Consider the following 20589-nt stretch of genomic DNA (forward strand, 5'->3'; position numbering starts at 1 on the left):
GAAGCTGGTCACTCGAATTTTTCTAATGTTTTTGCCCTTCAGAAGTTTTTTTAGCTGTTTCGATTCAAGGGTGGAGGATTGAATGATCCCTAAAGGAGCAATTAGAAGCGGGCGATAAAGCGCAAATTTACCCTTCTGCCTGGCAAATAATTGGGTACAGCGTACGTCAGGTTGTTTACATCGCTCACATAGCTATACGACACTCTGTTGCGGGCATCGATCAGGTTCAGGAATTCAAGCCCGATCCATAAACTCTCCAACGACACCTGATTTCTGGCCGTTAGTTCATCGCCCAGCATAATCAGTTTAGAAAAGCCGATATCTACCCTCTTGTAGGATCTCCCTTTGAAAAAGTTTCGGTAAGCAAGGTCACGCGGCGGGCCAAACGGAAGGCCACTGGCATAGAGCAGGTTCAGGTTCATCCGGATGGTAGGATTATCCGGCAAATGGTCCTGGAAAAAAACGCCGATGTTTACCAGCTGGTTTGTTGGTCGGGGTATATAACCTCGAGGAGTTTTACCAGTTATATTTCCGGCATTATCGAACACGAAAGTAGAGTCGCCCTGCAGGTTTTCTTTCGTGGTCATCAGCCCCAGACTCAGCCAAGACTCCGCCCCTTTTATAAACTCCCCGTTTACCCGCACATCGAAACCGGCAGCATAGGCCTTTGCATTGTTCTCGGCCAGGTAGCGCAGGCGAACATTGTCCAGGTCGTACGGAATTACGTTTGTCAGGTACTTGTAATAAACTTCGGAGGTCAGTTTAAAGTCGCGCCCCCAGGCCTTAAAAAGGTAATCGCTGCCGGCAATGGCATGTATTGATCGTTGTGCCTTCAGCTCCAGGTTCAGTTCGCCTTCGTAATTTCGGAGTTCCCGGTAAAAAGGTGGCTGGTAATACAAGCCCACTGCTCCTTTAAACGACAGGTTAGGGTTTCGGCGCGTTATAAAGGAGTACTGCACTCTTGGTGTTATAGTCAGCTCCCGGTTAAGCTCCCAGTAGGAAGCCCTGATGCCATAGGTGAGCGTTTTAAGCGAATCGATTTGGTAGGTGTGCTGCAGGTAGGCATTGTAACGGAGCGTATTCAGGTTCAGGCTGGTGTTGAGGTAGTAGGCCGGCGACACAAAATCGGCTGAGTCTGTAAAACCATACTCGGAGAGTTTATCATCTATCCGCTCCTGCCCCACTTTTACGCCTGCCACCACATTGCTCCTCCTGCCCAACTGCCATTTATTCCGGCTCTCAAAAGTTAAAACCTGCGCCAGAAGCGTGTTTCTGGCATGATCGAACTGGCTGCCAACACCGCGTTGCTGCAGGCACTCGCCATAGTTGGCACCACGGTTCGTATTTACATCGCAAAGCCTGTAGCCCGCCTCAATATCGCGAAACTCCCGCTCCTGCGAATAAACTCCCGAAACAATAAACTCCGACAAAAAGGAGGTGGTAAAGGCATGCGCCAGGTTTAAACCGATCTGGTAAGTCTGGTAATCCATTAATTCACGGCCATCGTAGCCTACAAACAGCCGGAGAGGTGCCTGCCTGGTGCCAAAGGTTGTCTCACGTGATTCTGGCTCGATGGTAAAGTTGTTCTGGGCGTAACTGGCCAACACACCTAAGGTGGTACGCTCGCGCTGCTGCCCCTCTTTTGTAAGGTCTATATGCACATAGGCCTGAGCATCGGAGAAAGTAGGTTGGTACTGCCCTTCTACCTGCAGCCCGCTAAGTATATAGCGGCCATCTTTGTGGCGCAGCCCCAGCAGGTACGACACTTTTTTGTTTTTGGAAGCCGACTCCAGGTGCAGGGCACCACCTGTTAAACTACCCGTTACAGAACCCGCGAAGGCTGTAGGGCGTTTGTATTCGATGTTCAGAACAGAAGAGAGTTTATCGCCAAATTTGGGTTGCCAGCCGCCGGAGGAGAACTCCAGGGAGCCAGCCAGGTCGGGGTTCACAAAGCTTAGTCCTTCCTGCTGGGCGTTTGTCACCAAAAAGGGCCGGTAAATTTCTATTCCGTTAACGTAAATCAGGTTTTCGTCGTAATTACCACCCCTTACAGAATACGTAGACGATAGCTCGTTACTACTGGTAACCCCCGGCAGCGTGAGCAGTATCTGGTTAAAATCTCCGAAGGCAGAGGGTAGTTCTTTTATCAGCTTAGGGTCAAGCTTTGTCATACTAACCTCTTCGCGGGAATTGGCATCCCGCCTGCCCTGTACATCTACTCCTTTTAACTGCCTGTTATCCAACTCCAGCGCCATATTTAAGGTCCGCCGTTCGCCTGGTAATAGCTGTATTGCCTGCTCCCGTTCTTTATAGCCCAAAAACCTGATAACAATGGTTACCTCCTGACCAGTTGGCACCTGCAGGCTATAATATCCCTTGGCGTCTGTTTGCCTGGCAATAGAGGTGCCTTTCAGGCCAACTGTCGCGAATTCAAGCGGTTGGTTATCAGGACCTGTAATGGTGCCAGATACTAAAGCTTGTTGAGCTGCAACACCCAACGGAAACAGTAGCACGAACCATACCGCCAGAAATCGAAGCATCAACCTTTATGTATAAGAACTAGTGAACAATTACATGCTTAAGGTCGGCAATCGTCTGAAGCGGGTCGCTGGCCGTAAACACGAAACTTCCTGCCACCAGCACATCGGCTCCGGCTGCCAGGAGCTTTGGTGCGTTCTGCTGGTTTACTCCTCCATCTATTTCTATGAGCGCCTTAGAACCTCTGGCAACAATAAGCTCTTTCAACTGCTCCACACGGCGGTAGGTATTCTCAATAAACTTTTGTCCTCCAAAACCAGGGTTGACCGACATGATGATGACTACATCCAGATCAGCGATGCTATCTTCCAGAAGCTGAACAGCAGTGTGCGGATTTAAGGCTACTCCTGCTTTGGCTCCTGTTTGTTTTATTTGCTGAATGGTACGGTGTAAATGCCTGCAGGCTTCGTAATGAACTGTTATGTTTTCGGCACCGGCTGCCCTGAACTGCTCTATGTAGTGCTCCGGCTGCTCTATCATCAGGTGCACATCTAAAGGCTTTTTAGCGTGCCGCTGAATAGCTTCCAACACCGGAAAGCCAAAAGAGATATTAGGAACGAAGCGTCCATCCATAATATCGATATGCAGCCAGTCTGCCTGGCTTTTATTAAGCATTTCTACTTCTGCCTGTAAGTTGCCAAAATCGGAGGCAAGTACTGAGGGAGCTATAAGTGGGTTCATGAAGCAAAGATAAGGATTTCAGCTAATCCTGAAAGCAGGTTCTGCTACAGTTTCAGGAAGCGAACTGTGGACCGGTTTTTTGGGGAGCTTAACCGGCAGATATAAAGGCCCTGTTTCAATTGTTGCGGTTGTAGGCCCAACACTTGTTTCTGCTGGTCCGCGAATACTTGCTGTTTATACAGGAGCTTGCCTGTAACATCATACACCTGCACCTGCACCTCCTGCTGATACCAGGCATTGCCGAAACTAAGAATAATATCGTGCTGCCCCACTGGGTTCGATACTAGTACCTGCTTATCTGTATTCTTTCCGAGCGGAGCGTTTGTGGTGCGGGAATAGCTGGGCAGGCCGTAGCCTATGTTATTATCGGGAGTACTGGCATTGCTGCCGGACTGCCGAAGCAACTGCATCAGGGCCATGTTAGTTAAGGAACTATTAGCCTGCCACAAACAAGCAGCCATGCCAGCTACGATAGGTCCTGAAAACGAAGTGCCATTACCTCTAACAATGTTGCCAGCTGTATTTAAAAAGTAGGCATTCCAGCCCAGACCTACCACATCAGGCTTTATACGACCATCGCTGGTAGGGCCAACAGAACTGAAAGGTGCCTGAACTCCTAAAGAGTCTACAGCCCCCACCGTTAAAACAGAGTCTGCGTCTGCCGGAGATGCAATGTAACGCCATTGCTTGTCACCATCGTTACCGGCACTTACCACCACCAGCATACCTGTAGCCGCTGCAAAATCAGCAGCTCTTGCTACCAGGGTGGTGTTCCCGTCCATGTCCTGATAGGTATAACTCACAGAGGGAGCATGAAAGGTGGTGTATCCCAAAGATGAATTGATAATATCGGCGCCGGCACTGTCGGCAAACTCTGCCGCAAGCAACCAGTTTATTTCTTCAATGTTATGCTCAGAGGCAGCGTCTTCGGTGCGAAGCAACAGGAAATTAGCTTTGTAAGCCGTGCCTACAAATCTGTTAGGAAGGTAAGCAGCTATTGTAGAAAGTACAAAGGTACCATGTGAACTGGCATGATACACATTTGCCTGCTTGGCCACAAAATCGAAGGTTGCTGTTATTTGATTATTTGTGTACAGATGTTCGAATGCCGCAGCCGTATTTACACCAGGAAAACCGGCATCTAACACAGCAATGGTCATGTTCTCGCCTTTGTTTCCGTCTTTGTGCAGGTTTACGGCTCCGATCATATCGGCTTGGTGAAAGCCTAAACCATAAAGTTCTTTTTCGTTTTCGTCCTGCTCCTGTTCTGCCTCCGGAGAGCCCGTAACTTTAAAAGCCGACAATTCGCCCGATTTCTTTGTGGCCTGCCCGGCTTTTTCACGATTAAGACTTTGTGAGTTTTTTACAAAAGGTAAGGCTTGGATTTTAGTTAGCTGCTCATCGGTACACGCTACGACCACACCATTAAACCATTTGGTGGAGTACCAAACAGGCACATCTAACTGCTGAACTGCTGCTATATAAGCAGGGTTAACCGGTAAATCCCGTGCAGTTACAGGTAATTGTTGGTTCGACCGGCGTTTCAGTGCTTTTTCTGAAAGGAATGCCTCCGGACGATCAATAGAAAAAGGAGAGTCTGCTTTGTCTGTAAAGTAAATGAGCCGTTTGCGAATTTCTGTTTCATCACCCGTAGGTTGTGCCAATAGCAGCAAAGGCGACTGGAGGATGAATAAAAAACAGATCAGCAGTTTCCGCATTGGCTACATTTTACCGTAAGACTGAAGTATTTTTATACGTTCGTGCCCGTTCAGTTTATAATTTTTCCCAAATGGGCAGGTATTCGATTCTGAATCATTACAATAAGTTACCTTATTGAACAGGCGGTATACCAGGCCAATACGGTTAGCATATACCTCCTTTCGGTCGTCTAGCTGCACCAGGTTATTGGCTGGAGTACCTTGTATAACAGTAACTGTTTGGTTATATGATTTCCCTCCTACTGTGGCCGGTGCACCTGCCTCCTGAAACGTGTACATTTCTTTCGATCGGTTCTGATCCAGGTTTGCATTAAAGGCATCGGCGCTCCATACTTTTCCGTTTTTAATGGGGAAAACAAATTTAATCCGCTTGGTGTTGTCTTTGGTTTCCGTTACAAATTTATCTGATTTGGTCACTACCAGCACCGAGTCGTCCTGCCACTGGCTGGCAATGTTTGCCTTAACAGAACGTACTATTTTATAATTAAGTGTGTTTGTCTGGTCAAAAAAGCTGGTGTCTACCCGCTCCCTTAACAGGAAGCGGGTGGTGTCACCAATGTTGTTCCGGAATTTGATATCCGTTACTTCATATATCCTGAAGTCACCAACTTCTACCGGGTAGTATTCCAGTCCGGCTGCTGTTGGATCAGGCTCTACAAATTTCTCGGTACAACCCGTTGCTAAAGCCACAATGGCAGAGAGCATGATAAATGCTTTTTTCATGAAGGAAGCACGTCCAGGGTATAATCCAGGTTATAATTTGTTTCGATCCAGCCACCACCTACAACATCGTTGCCTTCGTAGAAAACGGCTGCCTGCCCGGGGGCAATAGCGTGAACACCTCGCAGGAAGTGAACTTTCATTTTATCGCCATCCTGCTCAATTATAGCTTCTGTTCCGGGATCGTTGTAACGCACTTTGGTAATGGTCGGAATCGGCTGACCCTGCAGGTGCTCGTACTTCCCCATGCTGAGTTTGCCGACCGTCATGGCGTTTTTGGCGAGGTCCTCAAAATTGCCTAAAACCACCTGGTTACGGTCTTTCTCAATGCGGGTAACGTAAGCCGGAAAGCCTAGCGCAATACCAAGGCCTTTGCGTTGCCCGATGGTGTAAAACGGGTAGCCTTCATGTTTGCCTACCACAGTGCCGTCTTCGAGCACGAACTCCCCTCCGGCTACCTGCTCCTCCAGCCCATCTACACGGCGCTTCAGGAAACCACGGTAGTCGTTATCCGGAATAAAGCAGATTTCATAAGACTCCGGTTTATTCACCAGTTCGGTAAAACCGCGGTCCAGAGCCATCTGGCGAATTTCAGTTTTTCGCAGTTTGCCCAGCGGGAAAATAGTTCTGCTCAGGCTTTGCTGCGAAATTCCCCAAAGCGCATACGACTGGTCTTTGTTTTCATCCAGACCTTTAGAAATCACATACCGGCCATTTTCCTGCCGAATCTGGGCATAGTGGCCGGTGGCAATATAATCGCAGCCCAACTGATCGGCACGGCGTAAAAGCGCATCCCATTTAATGTGGGTGTTACAAAGTACACACGGATTTGGCGTTCTGCCGGCCAGATACTCATCGGTAAAATGGTTGATCACAAAATCGCCGAACTCTTCCCTAATGTCTATTATATAATGCGGGAAACCAAGTTGCACCGCTATATTACGGGCATCGTTTATGGAGTCGAGGCTGCAGCAGCCTGTCTCTTTTCTATTACCACCGCTGGAGGCATAATCCCAGGTTTTCATGGTCATGCCAACCACTTCGTACCCTTGCTCATGCAGCATAACAGCAGCCACAGAACTATCTATTCCGCCGCTCATCGCTACCAGCACTCTTCCTAACTTACTCATTTATATCTAAATGCTATAAAATCGATCTATATTTTACACAAATATACTAACATCATGGCATTAATAAAGTTTCATGATGCCAAATAATATAAAGCACCGGGCAGCCGTTTGAAGGAAGATAAATAATATGGCTGCACAAAAAATATCATAAAAAGATAGCATCAAAAGTATTTTGGAATTTACTTTGGAATTAATAAACATTAGTAAAACACATTATATACCTACTTGACAATTAAAATCATGGGACTTCGAACTTCTGTAGTAGTAAGCGGGATAAACAACCTGAGCGATGCACGTTATTGTGCCGGCATGGGTGTGGACATCATTATTTTTAACCTGAAGCTGGATAGTCCTGAGCGCGTGTCGTCTGAAGCTCTGAAAGAAATTACCGGATGGGTATCGGGTGTAAAACTTGGAGGCCAGTTTGAGCGTGCCAAGCCAGATGTCATTAACCAATATGCCGAAGAGTTCAACCTCGACTATATTCAGCTTGACACGCCTTACCTGATAGACGAAATTGAGGAAATAAGCCGCCCGGTAATTCTGAAAGTGTTTATTAACAAAGATACCGTGGAGGGCGAACTATTGGAGATGATGGAGCTGTATGCCCCTGTGGTAGATACCTTCCTGATCTATTCCAACGACTTCACCACCATTGATGAAACGAATAATAAGCTACTGAAATCTATCGCTAAAGCTTATCCTGTATTTATTGGATTTGGCTTGCAGAAAGATAATGTAGACACTATTCTTAAAAAAATAAAACCGAAGGGCTTAGGACTCTTAGGAGGCAACGAAATTAAACCGGGGCTGAAGGATTTTGATGAACTTCAGGAAATACTCGAGGAGATAGAGGAGTAACCTTACGTGTGCTTGTTTATATAGCAGGCATTAATTTGTGTTAGTTGGTTTAACGGTTACGGTATGATATTCTCTAAGAGAACCTTAAGCGCTTTGTTGCTTTTTTCTATAACCTGGTTTAATGCAGCTCCTGTGTATAGCCAGAAAAGCATGCTGGAAATTCCATTGTACGAAAGCGGTATTCCGAACGAAGTACCTGGCCCTGATGAAGAGAAGATAGAACGATCGGTAGACCAGGTAAAAAAAACGGAGGTTATACGCATTAGTAACGTAAGAAAACCGACTTTAACTGTTTTTTTGCCTCCTAAAGGCAAAGCAAACGGTACAGCAGTGGTTATTTGCCCCGGAGGTGGTTATGCCCGCTTAGCATCAGGGCACGAAGGATATGATGTGGCTAAAAAGTTTAATGAGCAAGGAATTACAGCGTTTGTGCTGAAGTACCGCTTGCCAGATGCAAAAGTTACTGCAAACCCGGAACTGGCTCCTTTGCAAGATGCACAACAGGCTATTATGCTTGTCCGGAAACGCGCCAAAGAATGGCAGGTAAACACTGAGAAGGTAGGTATACTGGGGTTTTCAGCAGGTGGACATCTAGCCTCGACTGCAGGTACGCATCTTTCCAAGACAACAGTTCCTAATCAGGCTAACATTAATCTACGACCAGATTTCATGATGCTTATATATCCCGTCATCAGCAGCGAAAAGGAAATAGCGCATCTGGGTTCTTTTGAGAATCTGCTGGGAAAAGGCGCTACAGAGGCTAAACTGAAAGAGTATTCAAATGATATACAGGTAACAGCACAAACCCCTCCTACTTTTTTAGTTCATGCCTCCGACGACAAAGCTGTTAAATCAGAAAACAGTATCCGGTTTTACCAGGCCCTGCTACGTAACAATATACCAGCCGAACTGCACATTTATCAACAAGGTGGTCACGGGTTTGGCCTCGTAAATGCCTCAACCAAAGATCTTTGGTTTGAGCGCGGCATCAACTGGTTAGGCACCAATGGTTTTTTAAAGTAGCAACAGCCTGCACGGCTAAGCTAGAAGCAGGCAGCTTACCTTTTTGTGCTGGCGAAGCAAATATTGTATTTAAATTATTTAAATGAAAAAGGCCTTCAGAAGGCCTTTTTCTATTTTAGGGTCAAGGGTTGATTAAGCGACTTTAGCTACTACCTTACCCCCTGCTCCGGAAACCGACCTTTCTTGGTTCTGTAAAAAGCAAAAATCTTCTCCATGTCAGCCTCTATGTCGCCTGATGGGTAAATGGCTGGCCCAACTCCTGCCTCTTTTCTGGAATAATCGAGGTAGCCCAACACAATAGGAACGCCCGCCCCTAATGCTACATGGTAAAAACCTCTGCGCCACCTGGGTTGGTATTTTCGGGTCCCCTCCGGTGTCACCATCACGCAAATATCTCCCGGTGTTTCATTAAATATCTTAACCATGGCGTCTACCATGCGGGTGTTCTTTGAGCGATCTATTGGTAATGCTCCCATAGACCGAAGCAGGCCTCCAAACGGGAATCCCATAAATTCTTTTTTAATAGTGAACCTGATAGGCGCATCCATTAAATAAAAAGCCGCCCTGGCATAGATGAAGTCCCAGTTACTGGTGTGTGGTGCTGCGATCATGACACATCTGCGAACTTCCGGGTCCAGATTTCCAACCAGTTTCCAGCCCGATACTTTAAAAATTGAGTTTGCTACAAATCTCCAAAACATGCTATAAAAAAATAAGCCATTCTACTACTTATAGAATGGCTCACGAAATTAGAATTTCTGAGTTTATAAAATAAATTTTTGCAAAAATTTATAGGCCTTGACGAATAGTTTTTGCTGTTTCTTTCAAGAAGTAAGCCTGAACCCCAATACCAATCATAGGGCCAAACCGTGTGTTATGGTTTACTGTGTTTGTTTCGCGCAGGTACCGGAACGATAGCAGCGGCTCTATCGCTATTTTCTCACTTATAAAATGTGAATACCCAATACCAACTGAACCGGCATAGAGGTTCGTTGATCTGTTGTTAATCAAGTTCTGCGTACCTACTCCTGCTGTAACCTCACCAAAAATGCCATTGTCGAGGTAATACCTTACAAACGGACCGGCTAACAAGGTATATCGGTCATTTGACTGACGGCCTGACTCTGTTTTAGTGGCGGTGCTGGTGTAGTTGTGATCCAGCTCAAGACCTACTACCAGATCAGGAATTATAAAATAGCCTCCTTTAATCTGGCTTAAAGCTTGTATGGTGGTTCCCTGCTGGTAAAGGCCATTGTTGCTGTTCAGGCCATTGTTGAACTTGTAGAACGACCCGCTAATGTTTCCTCCCATCATAATAGATCCTTGCTTTACTTTGGCAGGGTAAAGGGAGCTGCGGTTTTCCTGCGCCTGTGCTAAAAAAGGAAGTGCCGCGATTAAAAAAGTAAATGTATATTTTAACATATATTTCAAGTTTTATATAGATTGCTATACGTGTTATGACGGAAATTAAAATATAATTTTCTATAGATTCTGTAGCTCATTAAAACGATAATCGATTATTCGATTACAATATTTTAATTTTAAGCTTTAAAGTTCTGCAACAGATGACGTATATGTTTTTCCATATTGAGGGTATAACGGTATCCAATTTCAAATATTTCATCGGCTTTCCTGAAACTAGTGAGGCGGTAGTGTTTCAGTTCCTGAGGCTCCAGCAAAAGGTCGCATAAATGCAGACGCAATTTTACATTGTTGTTGATACCCAGCTGCACCGACCGTTCCACCATGCTCCTGATGGATTTTAAGTCAGCGTTATGGTTTATCGGGTTTACATGCACACCAATCTTAACATCGCAGTTGCAGTGTAATGGGTCGATTGGCATGTTGTTGAGGAGCCCGCCATCGCAGAGCAGCTTATTGTTATACGAAACCGGTTGATATAAGATAGGAACGGCCAACGTGGCCAGCAGAGGCTTGATTAAATTGCCACTGGAGAAGTAAGCGGTGACACCCTCGTTCATTTCTGTGGCACTAATAATAACCGGAAATTTAAGGTCTTCGAATACGGCATTTGGGCCGAGGTATTTACAAAACAGCTTCTCCACCTCGTCGAGGTGCATCAGGCCCATTTTGCCGAATATAGGCCGGGCTATTTTAAATACACTTAATTCCTTTATCAGCTTCAGGATTTCGTCGGGACTAAAACCAGCAGCGTAAAAAACTCCGGCTATGGCTCCTGAACTTACGCCTGAAACAATATCTATTTTTATGTCTAATTCTTCGAATGCTTTTAGAACACCCAAATGGGCCACACCTCTGGCAGCTCCCCCAGACAGCGCAAGGCCTATCTTCATGTTTAAATTGTGTTGAGTGAAAACGTGCTCTCTAAACGGATTCCTTTTTCGGTATGTTGCACGGTACAACACTCATTTACAGGGTCGTGCTCTAAAAACAGAACTATTTTTTCGTCAGCAGCCTTCTTTAAGAAATCAGCCTTCTCCTGGAGGGTTAGTAATGGCCGGGTATCATACCCCATTACATAAGGCAAAGGAATATGGCCTACCGATGGCAGCAGATCTGCCATAAAGGCTATTTTCTCATCCTGGTACTTTATGATTGGCACCATCATCTTATCGGTATGCCCATCCGCAAAAAAAATATCGAACTGCGGGAAAGGTGAAGCTGCTGCAGGGTCTACAAATTTTAAATGGCCGCTCTCCTGCATGGGCAAAATATTCTCTTTTAAAAAGGATGCCTTTTCACGCGCGTTTGGCTTAGTAGCCCACTCCCAATGCCCTGCATTAGACCAATAGGTAGCATTCGGAAACACCAGCTCCAGCGCACCGTTGCTGTTTTTGTATTTTACACCACCGCCACAATGGTCAAAGTGCAGGTGCGTCAGAAAAACATCGGTAATATCTGCTGCTGCAAAGCCTGCTTTTTTTAATGATCCTTTTAGCGATGCTTCTCCATGGAGGTAGTAATGGCTAAGAAATCGCGCATCCTGCTTATCGCCAATGCCATTATCGATCAGGATGAGCCGGTTCCCGTCCTCTATCAGCAGACAGCGCATGGCCCAGGTGCAGAGGTTGTTCTCATCTGCAGGGTTAGTGCGCTGCCACAATGTTTTAGGCACCACGCCAAACATGGCTCCACCATCTAATTTGAAAAAGCCTGTATCGATTACGTGTAGCTTCATCCTTACTGCAATTTAGACCTGGTTGAACGCAGGAGAGCAGGCTGCAGGTATAATTTAGAAAGATTAATTCCTTAAAATTCCTGCGGCAATTTTCCCGCTGCTTTACTAGCTGCTGTACTTGTTCAGAAAGCTCTTAGAACTCTTCTACCACAACACCCATGGAGGAAAACTTCTCGATACGCTGCATAATGCGTTCTTCCGGCTCTATCGTATCCAACTCATCGAGCAGTGTCAGTATTTTTTTCTTCAGAATGGCTTTCATTTTCTCTGGCTCTGCATGTGCACCACCAAGCGGCTCTTTTATAATGCCATCAATGAGTTTATGTTGTAGCATATCGGTTGCCGTCAGCTTCAAGGCTTCTGCGGCTTGTTCTTTGTAGTCCCAGCTGCGCCACAGAATAGAAGAACAAGATTCTGGCGAGATAACCGAATACCAGGTGTTCTCCAACATCATCACTTTATCGCCAATGGCAATGCCTAATGCCCCACCAGATGCTCCTTCACCTATAATAATACAGATTACGGGAACCTTTAGCATAAACATCTCCTTCAGATTGCGGGCAATCGCCTCTCCCTGTCCACGCTCTTCTGCTTCCAAGCCCGGAAATGCTCCTGGCGTGTCGATAAAAGTAACGATTGGCTTACCGAACTTCTCCGCCATTTTCATCAGGCGCAATGCTTTGCGGTACCCTTCCGGATTAGCCATGCCGAAGTTTCTGTTTTGGCGCTGTTTTGTGTTCCGACCTTTTTGCTGCCCGATAAACATAATGCTACGGCCATTAATTTCTCCAAAGCCCCCGATCATGGCCTTATCATCGCGTACGGTGCGGTCGCCGTGCAGTTCTATAAACTTATCGGTTATGCCTTCTATATAATCGAGGGTGTAAGGGCGGAGCGGGTGCCTCGAAAGCTGCACTCGTTGCCAGCGTGTAAGATTGGCGTAAGTCTCTTTCTTAAGAGTTTTAATTTTCTCTTCCAGTGCCTTTACCGCCTCCGAAACATCGACCTGATTTTCGCTGGCCAGTTTCTTCATTTCTTGTAGCTTGCCTTCTAGTGCGGCAATGGGTTGTTCAAAATCCAAAAGCATATCGTATCGCGCTATTTTTCATTACAAATTTAACGGTTTAAACTTATAGTGGAATGGCAGAAGTGAATTTTAACTTCAGATAAAAATTAAAATTAGTGAAACTGAATACTTTACAGATTTTTAAAGAAAATAATGCATTTAAATGCAGCATGGGGCTTGCACAATTAAAATTAACCCTCTACATTTGCATCACCTTAAACGATAAGGCTAAACGGTCTGGTAGTTCAGTTGGTTAGAATGCCGCCCTGTCACGGCGGAGGTCGCGGGTTCGAGTCCCGTCCAGACCGCAGGTAAAACTGCGGTAACATTAAAAAAGAGCAGCAGGCTCTCCGTATTAAAAGTATTGGTCTGGTAGTTCAGTTGGTTAGAATGCCGCCCTGTCACGGCGGAGGTCGCGGGTTCGAGTCCCGTCCAGACCGCATAAAAGCTCCTTAGCATATCGCTGAGGAGCTTTTTGCGTTTTAATCCTCCCCTGCTGCCATTTCTCTTCTTGTAAACCTGATATACCGGCTAAACTTATTTACCATACCTGCAATAGTCTAGCTGCCTCCGATAATGAATAGTGCAAATTAGAAATTGGGGGTATAAAGCTGAATATTAGTTAATTAAGGACCCTTGCTTATTGAGGGATAAACCTGACTAAACGTGTCTTTCAATTTCCTCGATTTTTTACAGGCCTATAAGTTGCTCTACGGCTTTTACAAGCTTCATCTATGACTGTTGCTATGACTGTTGGTCTAGTCTCCGCATGATGTTTACCCTTGACTAATTAATGCGTTTTAAGCTTCTGGAGGGTTATTTCATTAGAATAATTCATGTAACACCGCCAAATTAGTGGGGAGGCTTATCCCCTGCTTTACTTCTCTGACAAACGGCCGGTACTTCTACCTGCTGTCCATTTACTTAAATAAAGTGCCTAATTAACACAGAGAAAAGCTCGCTTAAGCTACCTTAGTGGTATACATAGATTTTTAGGTACTTTTGGTTTCTTAAAAATTCTCTAGATGCAAAAAAGCCGTTACTAAAGAGTAGCAACGGCTTTTTCATTTACTTTGAGGTACTTAAATTCTATTTTATCCCATGCATGAGTTTCTCCAGTTTCTTACCGAACAGGAATAGTATAAGTGCTGAAACGGCAGCAATACTAACAAAGATCAGGAAGAAGTTAGACATGGTCTGTGTTTGCGACATGTATTCAATCATACCAGCTAAGGCTCCGCCCAGGTAGTTGCCTATGGCAGAAGCGCCAAACCAGACACCGAACATTAAACCAACCAGGCGCAACGGCGAAAGTTTATTTACAAAAGAAAGGCCCACCGGCGACAGGCAAAGCTCACCCATGGTGTGCAGCATATAAGCAAAAACCAGCCAGAACATGCTTACACCTGCTGTTTCAGCTCCTTTCGGAATAGAAGAGGCACCAACTACCAGTACCACAAAGCCAAGCGCTAAAAGCACCAGTGCGATAGCAAACTTATAAGGACCTGCCGGATTCAGCTTCTTTTTAGAAAGGAATACCCAGAGCATAGAGAAGAAAGGCGCCAGGGTGAAGATAAAGAACGAGTTTACCGATTGGAACCAGGTGGCAGGTACTTCAAAATCAAGGAAATCGATGTACCTGTCGGTGTACTTGTAGGCGAAAATGTTCATGGAAGAACCCGCCTGCTCGAAGGCCAGCCAGAACAGAATTGAGAAAAACGAGAGCGCCAGAATAACGATGAGCCTGTCTCTCTCAACTTTGGTGAGCGGCTCTTTAGGCATTACAGCTTTTGTTTTATCTACGGGAGCGGGTTTAAGTCCGATTGAGCCTAACTGGTTCTGCCCGATATAAAATTGCACCAGGCCAAGCAGCATACCGATACCAGCAGCACCAAAACCCCAATGCCAGCCTACTTTCTCGCCAAGATAGCCACAAATAAGAGCTCCGAAAAATGCACCCAGGTTAATACCCATGTAGAATATGGTATAAGCAGAATCTTTCAGTTTGCTACCTTCCGGGTAAAGCTGGCCAACCATAGAACTGATATTCGGTTTAAAAAAGCCAGTACCGATAATGAGTAAACCTAATCCGGTGTAAAATGAGGGCATCGCCTCAATTGCCAGGGCACCATGCCCTAGTGCTATAATTATACCACCAATAAAGACAGCCGATCTAAAGCCAAGATACTTATCGGCCAGGTAACCGCCTATAACAGGTGTTACATAAACCAAACCGGTATAAATACCATAAAGCTGCGTTGCATCTGCAGCACTCCAGCCCAGACCTCCCGCAGAAACTTCTGTAATTAAATAAAGCGTAAGTAAGGCGCGCATACCGTAGTAACTGAACCGTTCCCACATTTCCGTAAAAAACAGCATGTAAAGCGATCGCGGGTGCTTTGAGTCTACATCCGTAGGTCTAGCGCCATACGGAATGTTGTGCTTGCTAACCTGATCATTGATCGGGTATTCTTCTGAAGACATAGATGTAGTTAAAGTGAAAGTAAGATGTGTAGTGTTTGTTCCTAAACAGGTAAATATATCAGTTTAAACAATTATTGACAAATCCTTTTAGCTTACCTAATTTACTTTAAATCCGTAAGAACCTGCATACAAGCCTCATGGCTTGCCTATTCTACTCACACGCTACAATACCACTACAGGAAAAACTATTGCTTTTGTAAAAACACATTTTTAACAAACTACAATCTACATGAAAAAATTTGGAAAAAAAGTACATCCCGAAGGTCTGGAAAGACTTGGTATTTTAAATGCTGCAGAAGAACATTGGAATCTGAGCCCGGCCGAACTAATTGAAGAAGCCTTAAAAAATGGAGAAGGTTTGCTCGCAGATACGGGCGCACTCATGTGCGACACCGGTGAATTTACAGGTCGGTCACCAGAAGATCGTTTTATTGTTAAAGACGACAAAACAGCAGAGGCAGTCTGGTGGAACAAAATTAACATTCCTTTTGACCCACAAAAGTTCGATAAGCTGTTTGCAAAAATGATTAGCTTCCTGGAAGGCAAAACCCTCTACGTGAGAGACGCCTATGCCTGCGACCACCCGGAATACCGGCTTCCTGTTCGGGTTGTTAATACTCAGGCATGGCACAACTTGTTCAGCCATAACATGTTCCTGCGGTTTTCAGAGCAGGAACTAGCCGAGCACACCCTGGAGTTCACCGTTATTTGTATCCCGGAGTTCGAGGCTGATCCGGTTGCAGACGGCACTCGCAGCAAAAATTTCTCAATTATAAACTTCTCAAAAAAAATTATACTGATTGGTGGTACTGGTTACACAGGAGAAATAAAAAAGGGAATATTCTCTGTGTTGAACTTTACATTGCCGCACGAGCGACAGGTATTGTCGATGCATTGCTCGGCCAATATTGGCACAGAAGGCGATACAGCTATATTTTTTGGCTTATCTGGCACCGGTAAAACAACTTTGTCAGCAGACCCAGACAGGAACCTGATCGGTGATGATGAACATGGGTGGACAGACGACAGCATTTTCAACTTTGAAGGCGGATGCTATGCCAAAGTTGTAGACCTTACCCGCCAAAAAGAGCCGGAGATCTGGGATGCTATCCAGTTCGGAGCCATCCTGGAAAATACCCGCTTCTACGAAGGTACCCGAACGGTAGATTTTGAGAATAAAACGGTTACTGAAAATACCCGCACAGCCTACCCTATCCATTTTATACCCAATGCCTTGGAGCCATCAAGAGCCGGAATTCCTAAAAACATATTTTTCCTTACTGCCGATGCCTTTGGTGTAATACCGCCTATTTCGAAGCTGAACAAGAGCCAGGCGATGTACCATTTCATATCGGGTTATACTGCAAAAGTAGCGGGCACCGAGGTAGGCGTTAAAGAACCCAGAAAAACATTTTCAGCTTGTTTCGGGGAAGTTTTTTTGCCGCTGCACCCAACTCAGTATGCCGAACTTCTTGGTGAGAAAATGAATAAGCACAACGCACGGGTATGGTTGGTAAACACAGGCTGGACCGGCGGCCCGTACGGAATTGGTAGTCGTATTAAGTTAACCTATACGCGTGCCATGCTGAAGGCAGCTCTTACTGGTGCTTTAGACCAAGTAACTTACAAGAAGCATCCGGTATTTGGAATAGATGTTCCACAAACCTGCCCAGAGGTACCTGCCGAGATATTAAATCCACGCAGTACCTGGACTGACCCGGAAGCCTACGATGCAAAAGCCAATGAATTAGCTAATTCGTTTGTGCAGAACTTCTCTAAATATGCTGACTTTGCCAACGAAGAAATATTGGCAGGCGCGCCGCATGCTGAAGTAACGGTTTAATTTACTAAGCCCATTTAAGGTTCTTTGCTGGGCGCAGAAGCTTTGAATAGGCTTACTTTATAAATAACTGCTTCCGGAAAAACCTGTAGAACATGACAAGCTAAAGAAGGAGCTTGTTTAGATAATTTACTCTCGAAATTTTCTTTCTCACCAAACCAAATAACAAATTTAGTATGAGGATCAGCAAAAAATTTTTCTGAAAGCACATGCATATGTTTTCTGTTTAGTGGTTCTACTGATGCTACATTATATAGATAAAATACTGCTGGTATATTGCTATAAACTTTTCCAATAGTGGCTAATTCCGGATAAAAATTATGGTAGGCTATCAAAAGCTCAGATTCTATCCATTTTTTATTTCTCAGGCTGTCTACTCCATTAGTTGCTGCAGTTGCCATTAAAATAGAGGTGTCGTAAATATTTCTGCCTATCAAAAAAGTTAAAACTCCATAAGCCGCTACTCTTGTAAATACATGCTTTTTTGCAAATAGTATCTGTACATCATGTACAAGTAAAGGAATAAAAGTTAAAAGTGCTGGACTCATTAACCTAATGTCTGGTGCAACGATAGAATTAACTACGGCACTGTAAGTAATTAAAGCGCTGTACAAAATGGTGTGCCATAGGCAAAAAGATAGAACAAATGATTTTGTAGAGCCGGCATTATTTGCTGTTTCCCTCTTTTTAGGCATTAAATATTTAATATGAAAAGCTACATAAACAGTTAGTAAGAAGCTCGTTATATAAACTACTCCCTCAACTCTGGGAAAGGGAAAAACCCATTCACCAAAAATCTGTATGGTAGAGACAATATTGTATTTAATGTTCAAAAGGGCAACAGGGGGCCTGCCAGCACCTGTCAGTGTGCCAGTCAAGAAGAAGTTTCTTCCAAGCCAAACAGCTAAGGGAGCAAATGAAAGAGTAGCAAATAGGAAAGAACTTTTAATTCGGTAAATAGGCCCCTCCTTTAATTTACTTGTTCCATAAAGAAGGAAGCTTGTGCCTAATACAATATTCACTACACCTGAATACCGCACTAAAGCTGCCATGGAAGCAAAAATTGAAGCCCCGACTAATAAATAAAGTGTGCGTCTTTGGTTTAATTGGATTAGATAAAATATAAAGGCTGTTGTAAAAACCATGTACACAGGTTCTGTCCAGGCATAAGCATATACAGCTTGATTAGTATAGGCGGTTATCCAAAATAAAGCGCCAGCTAAAGCAAGTCCTGGTTCACACACTTTAGTTAAAATTTTAGCGATCAAAAAAGCAGTAACAACAAGGCAAATACTGTTAAGTCCTAGCACTGCTGTGTAAAAGTTATCCTTAAATAATATTTGAAGAAAAGCTAATATCAGTGGGTAGAGCGGCGGCCAATCAGAATAGAGCGCATTATCGTAACTTATAAAGGATCCCTGTTGAATTAAATTTCTAGCAGTACCTATATAATCAACGGAGTCGTTTGTGATGCCTGGGCCAAACGTGAAATGAGAGAAAAAGAAAAAAATTCCTATACTAACAAGTAGAACGGGAAGCAGCACAGAGTACCACCTTGCAAAAAAATCTTTAACCATTAAAAATTGCCTATTTTATAGCTTGTTTTCCTAAATTTAGGATTTAACAGAAACACGAAAGTAATGCATCTCTTCTACACCCCCCATATCGAAGGAGAACTATTTACCTTGCCAGAGGAAGAATCGAAACATTGTACGCGTGTGCTGAGACTGCAACAGGGTGATACCGTACACCTGGTAGATGGTAAAGGCGGACTATTTACTGCCATTATTCAGGAGGCGCATCCAAAACGCTGTCAGCTACAAATAATAGATAAACAGGTAGATTATGGCAAACTGCCTTATGTGGCCCAAATAGCCGTGGCACCCACAAAAAACTTAGACCGGATGGAGTGGTTCGTTGAGAAGGCCGTAGAAATCGGAATCAGCAAAATATTTTTTCTGGAGTGTGAACACTCGGAGCGCAGAAATTTGCGGCTAGACAGAATGGAGAAAATTGCCGTCAGTGCCATGAAACAATCGCAGAAAGGATTTTTGCCCCTACTGCACGACATGATGCCTTACCAGAAATTTATAATGCAATGCGATGCCCAACACACGTTTATAGCGCATTTAGAAGATGATGCAACCAAGAGCATCCGGCAAATGTATAAACCGGGGCAGCCTCACTGCATTTTAATTGGTCCTGAAGGCGATTTTTCAAAACAGGAAATTCAGGCAGCGTACGAGGCAGGCATAAAACCTGTAACCTTAGGCAGCAGCAGGCTTCGCACCGAAACTGCAGCTTTAGTTGCCTGCCATACCCTGCACATACTGCACGACATATGTGACCCGTTGTAATACGGGCAACCCTAATTCTGAGAATATTTTTTTTATGATACGAACCCTTTGTCTGACCCTGACGCTGGTGCTGGCCTGGAGCCTTTCAGGAGCACAGGCACCAAATTTTAAAATCGCGAAGCTAAAGTACAATGGTGGCGGCGACTGGTATGCTAACAAAACTTCGTTGCCTAATCTTATCCGGTTTTGCAACCAGAACCTGAGCATGAATATAGCCCGGGAGGAAAGTGTGGTTGAAGTAGGAAGTCCGGAACTGTTCCTGTACCCCTTTGTGCACATGACAGGCCACGGTAATGTAGTGTTCTCTGATGCGGAAGCCCTGAACCTGCGGAGCTACCTGCTGAGTGGAGGCTTCCTGCACATCGACGATAACTATGGTCTCGACCAGTACATCAGAAAAGAAATGAAGAAGGTTTTTCCGGAATACGAGTTTGTAGAGCTCCCTTTCTCACACCCCATCTATCATCAGAAATACCCGTTTCCAAATGGGTTGCCTAAAATACATGAGCACGACAACAAACCGCCCCAAGGCTTTGGCATTGTGCACGAAGGCCGCCTGGTTTGCTTTTACACCTACGAAACAGATTTAGGCAACGGTTGGGAAGACCCAGAAGTACACAATGATCCGGAGAACAAGCGCCAGGAAGCCCTTCGCATGGGTGCCAACATCATTACCTTCGCCCTCACCCAATATCTATAAGCTAATAAGGTTGCCTCAGAATGAAGCTGCAGAAACAGCTTTTGTAGTAGGTAAATCAACCAAACTTAAATAAAGCGCTGTACCCTTGAACTAAAAACGCTCCTATTTCTTTGGAAGGGCAATTCCATTAGAATAATTGATTTTACGGTAGCCAATTTTTTAAAATTATTCGGCGGGTAACAACGGAGCGAACACGTCTGCCAGGTGCACAAATGGAGCCGGCATCTTTTCTTGATGGGTTCTTCTCCTTTTTTTGTTGCAAAACTAAACCCTGCAACGCTGCTGAAAAAGATGCTCTTGGTCGGGCAGAT

17 protein-coding genes and 2 tRNA genes are annotated in these 20589 nt (G+C 44.8%); 7 read left to right on the plus strand and 12 right to left on the minus strand.

What is annotated here, in order from left to right; all coding sequences use genetic code 11:
* Positions 1-101: 101 nt before the first annotated feature.
* The 5 genes from FVR03_RS08915 to mnmA are packed head-to-tail and all read right to left on the minus strand — an operon-like array spanning position 102 to position 6787.
* Positions 102-2540 (minus strand): TonB-dependent receptor, encoded by a 2439-nt coding sequence (locus FVR03_RS08915; protein WP_147921401.1) that lies wholly within the window; start codon positions 2538-2540, stop codon positions 102-104.
* A gap of 19 nt (positions 2541-2559) precedes the next feature.
* The gene (rpe, locus tag FVR03_RS08920; RefSeq protein ID WP_147921402.1) at positions 2560-3219 is read right to left on the minus strand and encodes a ribulose-phosphate 3-epimerase; all 660 of its coding nucleotides are present in this window, start codon (positions 3217-3219) and stop codon (positions 2560-2562) included.
* A gap of 44 nt (positions 3220-3263) precedes the next feature.
* Positions 3264-4937, minus strand: a complete 1674-nt coding sequence (locus FVR03_RS08925; protein WP_147921403.1) for a S8 family serine peptidase — start codon at positions 4935-4937, stop codon at positions 3264-3266.
* Between the two features lie 3 nt (positions 4938-4940).
* The gene (locus tag FVR03_RS08930; protein ID WP_147921404.1) at positions 4941-5660 is read right to left on the minus strand and encodes a hypothetical protein; all 720 of its coding nucleotides are present in this window, start codon (positions 5658-5660) and stop codon (positions 4941-4943) included.
* Positions 5657-6787: a tRNA 2-thiouridine(34) synthase MnmA gene (gene mnmA / locus FVR03_RS08935; RefSeq protein WP_147921405.1), complete on the minus strand. Its 1131-nt coding sequence runs from the start codon at positions 6785-6787 to the stop codon at positions 5657-5659. Before mnmA ends, FVR03_RS08930 begins: the two co-directional genes overlap by 4 nt.
* A 240-nt stretch (positions 6788-7027) precedes the next feature.
* Here mnmA and trpF point away from each other — a divergent pair, with 240 nt between their 5' ends.
* Together trpF and FVR03_RS08945 are read left to right on the plus strand one after the other, a co-directional pair.
* Positions 7028-7648, plus strand: a complete 621-nt coding sequence (trpF, locus tag FVR03_RS08940; protein WP_147921406.1) for a phosphoribosylanthranilate isomerase — start codon at positions 7028-7030, stop codon at positions 7646-7648.
* A 150-nt stretch (positions 7649-7798) separates the two neighbouring features.
* A complete protein-coding gene (locus FVR03_RS08945) occupies positions 7799-8671 on the plus strand; it encodes an alpha/beta hydrolase (protein ID WP_255474138.1) in 873 nt (290 codons plus the stop codon).
* 149 nt (positions 8672-8820) lie between these two features.
* On the opposite strand, the gene FVR03_RS08950 is transcribed toward FVR03_RS08945, so the two are convergent.
* From FVR03_RS08950 to FVR03_RS08970, 5 genes are all read right to left on the minus strand, one after another.
* Positions 8821-9372 (minus strand): 1-acyl-sn-glycerol-3-phosphate acyltransferase, encoded by a 552-nt coding sequence (locus FVR03_RS08950; RefSeq protein ID WP_147921408.1) that lies wholly within the window; start codon positions 9370-9372, stop codon positions 8821-8823.
* Between the two features lie 88 nt (positions 9373-9460).
* Entirely contained in the window at positions 9461-10093 is a 633-nt protein-coding gene (locus tag FVR03_RS08955) for an autotransporter outer membrane beta-barrel domain-containing protein (protein WP_147921409.1), read from the minus strand.
* Positions 10094-10212: 119 nt separating this feature from the next.
* Entirely contained in the window at positions 10213-10986 is a 774-nt protein-coding gene (locus tag FVR03_RS08960; RefSeq protein WP_147921410.1) for a patatin-like phospholipase family protein, read from the minus strand.
* 2 nt (positions 10987-10988) lie between these two features.
* Positions 10989-11831, minus strand: coding sequence for an MBL fold metallo-hydrolase (locus FVR03_RS08965; protein WP_147921411.1), 843 nt, complete (start codon positions 11829-11831; stop codon positions 10989-10991).
* 133 nt (positions 11832-11964) lie between these two features.
* Positions 11965-12918 (minus strand): acetyl-CoA carboxylase carboxyltransferase subunit alpha, encoded by a 954-nt coding sequence (locus FVR03_RS08970; RefSeq protein ID WP_147921412.1) that lies wholly within the window; start codon positions 12916-12918, stop codon positions 11965-11967.
* Between the two features lie 213 nt (positions 12919-13131).
* Between FVR03_RS08970 and FVR03_RS08975 the strand changes: the two genes are divergently transcribed.
* Both FVR03_RS08975 and FVR03_RS08980 read left to right on the plus strand, forming a co-directional pair.
* Positions 13132-13205 (plus strand) — tRNA-Asp (locus tag FVR03_RS08975).
* A gap of 58 nt (positions 13206-13263) precedes the next feature.
* Positions 13264-13337 (plus strand) — tRNA-Asp (locus FVR03_RS08980).
* 649 nt (positions 13338-13986) lie between these two features.
* Here FVR03_RS08980 and FVR03_RS08985 read toward each other — a convergent pair.
* Positions 13987-15381 carry a peptide MFS transporter gene (locus FVR03_RS08985; RefSeq protein ID WP_147921413.1) on the minus strand — a complete coding sequence of 465 codons (1395 nt, stop codon included), beginning with the start codon at positions 15379-15381 and terminating at the stop codon, positions 13987-13989.
* A 229-nt stretch (positions 15382-15610) separates the two neighbouring features.
* Here FVR03_RS08985 and pckA point away from each other — a divergent pair, with 229 nt between their 5' ends.
* A complete protein-coding gene (gene pckA, locus FVR03_RS08990) occupies positions 15611-17224 on the plus strand; it encodes a phosphoenolpyruvate carboxykinase (ATP) (protein WP_147921414.1) in 1614 nt (537 codons plus the stop codon).
* Positions 17225-17238: 14 nt separating this feature from the next.
* Here the strand turns inward: pckA and FVR03_RS08995 are convergent, their stop codons facing one another.
* On the minus strand, positions 17239-18798 hold the full coding sequence (locus FVR03_RS08995; RefSeq protein WP_147921415.1) for a putative hexosyltransferase: 1560 nt from the start codon (positions 18796-18798) through the stop codon (positions 17239-17241).
* 63 nt (positions 18799-18861) lie between these two features.
* Between FVR03_RS08995 and FVR03_RS09000 the strand changes: the two genes are divergently transcribed.
* On the plus strand, positions 18862-19578 hold the full coding sequence (locus FVR03_RS09000) for a 16S rRNA (uracil(1498)-N(3))-methyltransferase (RefSeq protein ID WP_147921416.1): 717 nt from the start codon (positions 18862-18864) through the stop codon (positions 19576-19578).
* A gap of 34 nt (positions 19579-19612) precedes the next feature.
* The gene (locus FVR03_RS09005; RefSeq protein ID WP_147921417.1) at positions 19613-20278 is read left to right on the plus strand and encodes a DUF4159 domain-containing protein; all 666 of its coding nucleotides are present in this window, start codon (positions 19613-19615) and stop codon (positions 20276-20278) included.
* Positions 20279-20589: the final 311 nt, after the last annotated feature.

It is taken from the genome of Pontibacter qinzhouensis, from assembly GCF_008017455.1.
Classification (GTDB): Bacteria; Bacteroidota; Bacteroidia; order Cytophagales; family Hymenobacteraceae; genus Pontibacter; species Pontibacter qinzhouensis.

Bases quoted from the DNA above. Each gene is read 5' to 3' on its own strand.
- FVR03_RS08915 (WP_147921401.1), bottom strand. From the start codon at position 2,540: ATGCTTCGATTTCTGGCGGTATGGTTCGTGCTACTGTTTCCGTTGGGT.
- rpe (WP_147921402.1), bottom strand. From the start codon at position 3,219: ATGAACCCACTTATAGCTCCCTCAGTACTTGCCTCCGATTTTGGCAAC.
- FVR03_RS08925 (WP_147921403.1), bottom strand. From the start codon at position 4,937: ATGCGGAAACTGCTGATCTGTTTTTTATTCATCCTCCAGTCGCCTTTG.
- FVR03_RS08930 (WP_147921404.1), bottom strand. From the start codon at position 5,660: ATGAAAAAAGCATTTATCATGCTCTCTGCCATTGTGGCTTTAGCAACG.
- mnmA (WP_147921405.1), bottom strand. From the start codon at position 6,787: ATGAGTAAGTTAGGAAGAGTGCTGGTAGCGATGAGCGGCGGAATAGAT.
- trpF (WP_147921406.1), top strand. From the start codon at position 7,028: ATGGGACTTCGAACTTCTGTAGTAGTAAGCGGGATAAACAACCTGAGC.
- FVR03_RS08945 (WP_255474138.1), top strand. From the start codon at position 7,799: ATGCTGGAAATTCCATTGTACGAAAGCGGTATTCCGAACGAAGTACCT.
- FVR03_RS08950 (WP_147921408.1), bottom strand. From the start codon at position 9,372: ATGTTTTGGAGATTTGTAGCAAACTCAATTTTTAAAGTATCGGGCTGG.
- FVR03_RS08955 (WP_147921409.1), bottom strand. From the start codon at position 10,093: ATGTTAAAATATACATTTACTTTTTTAATCGCGGCACTTCCTTTTTTA.
- FVR03_RS08960 (WP_147921410.1), bottom strand. From the start codon at position 10,986: ATGAAGATAGGCCTTGCGCTGTCTGGGGGAGCTGCCAGAGGTGTGGCC.
- FVR03_RS08965 (WP_147921411.1), bottom strand. From the start codon at position 11,831: ATGAAGCTACACGTAATCGATACAGGCTTTTTCAAATTAGATGGTGGA.
- FVR03_RS08970 (WP_147921412.1), bottom strand. From the start codon at position 12,918: ATGCTTTTGGATTTTGAACAACCCATTGCCGCACTAGAAGGCAAGCTA.
- FVR03_RS08985 (WP_147921413.1), bottom strand. From the start codon at position 15,381: ATGTCTTCAGAAGAATACCCGATCAATGATCAGGTTAGCAAGCACAAC.
- pckA (WP_147921414.1), top strand. From the start codon at position 15,611: ATGAAAAAATTTGGAAAAAAAGTACATCCCGAAGGTCTGGAAAGACTT.
- FVR03_RS08995 (WP_147921415.1), bottom strand. From the start codon at position 18,798: ATGGTTAAAGATTTTTTTGCAAGGTGGTACTCTGTGCTGCTTCCCGTT.
- FVR03_RS09000 (WP_147921416.1), top strand. From the start codon at position 18,862: ATGCATCTCTTCTACACCCCCCATATCGAAGGAGAACTATTTACCTTG.
- FVR03_RS09005 (WP_147921417.1), top strand. From the start codon at position 19,613: ATGATACGAACCCTTTGTCTGACCCTGACGCTGGTGCTGGCCTGGAGC.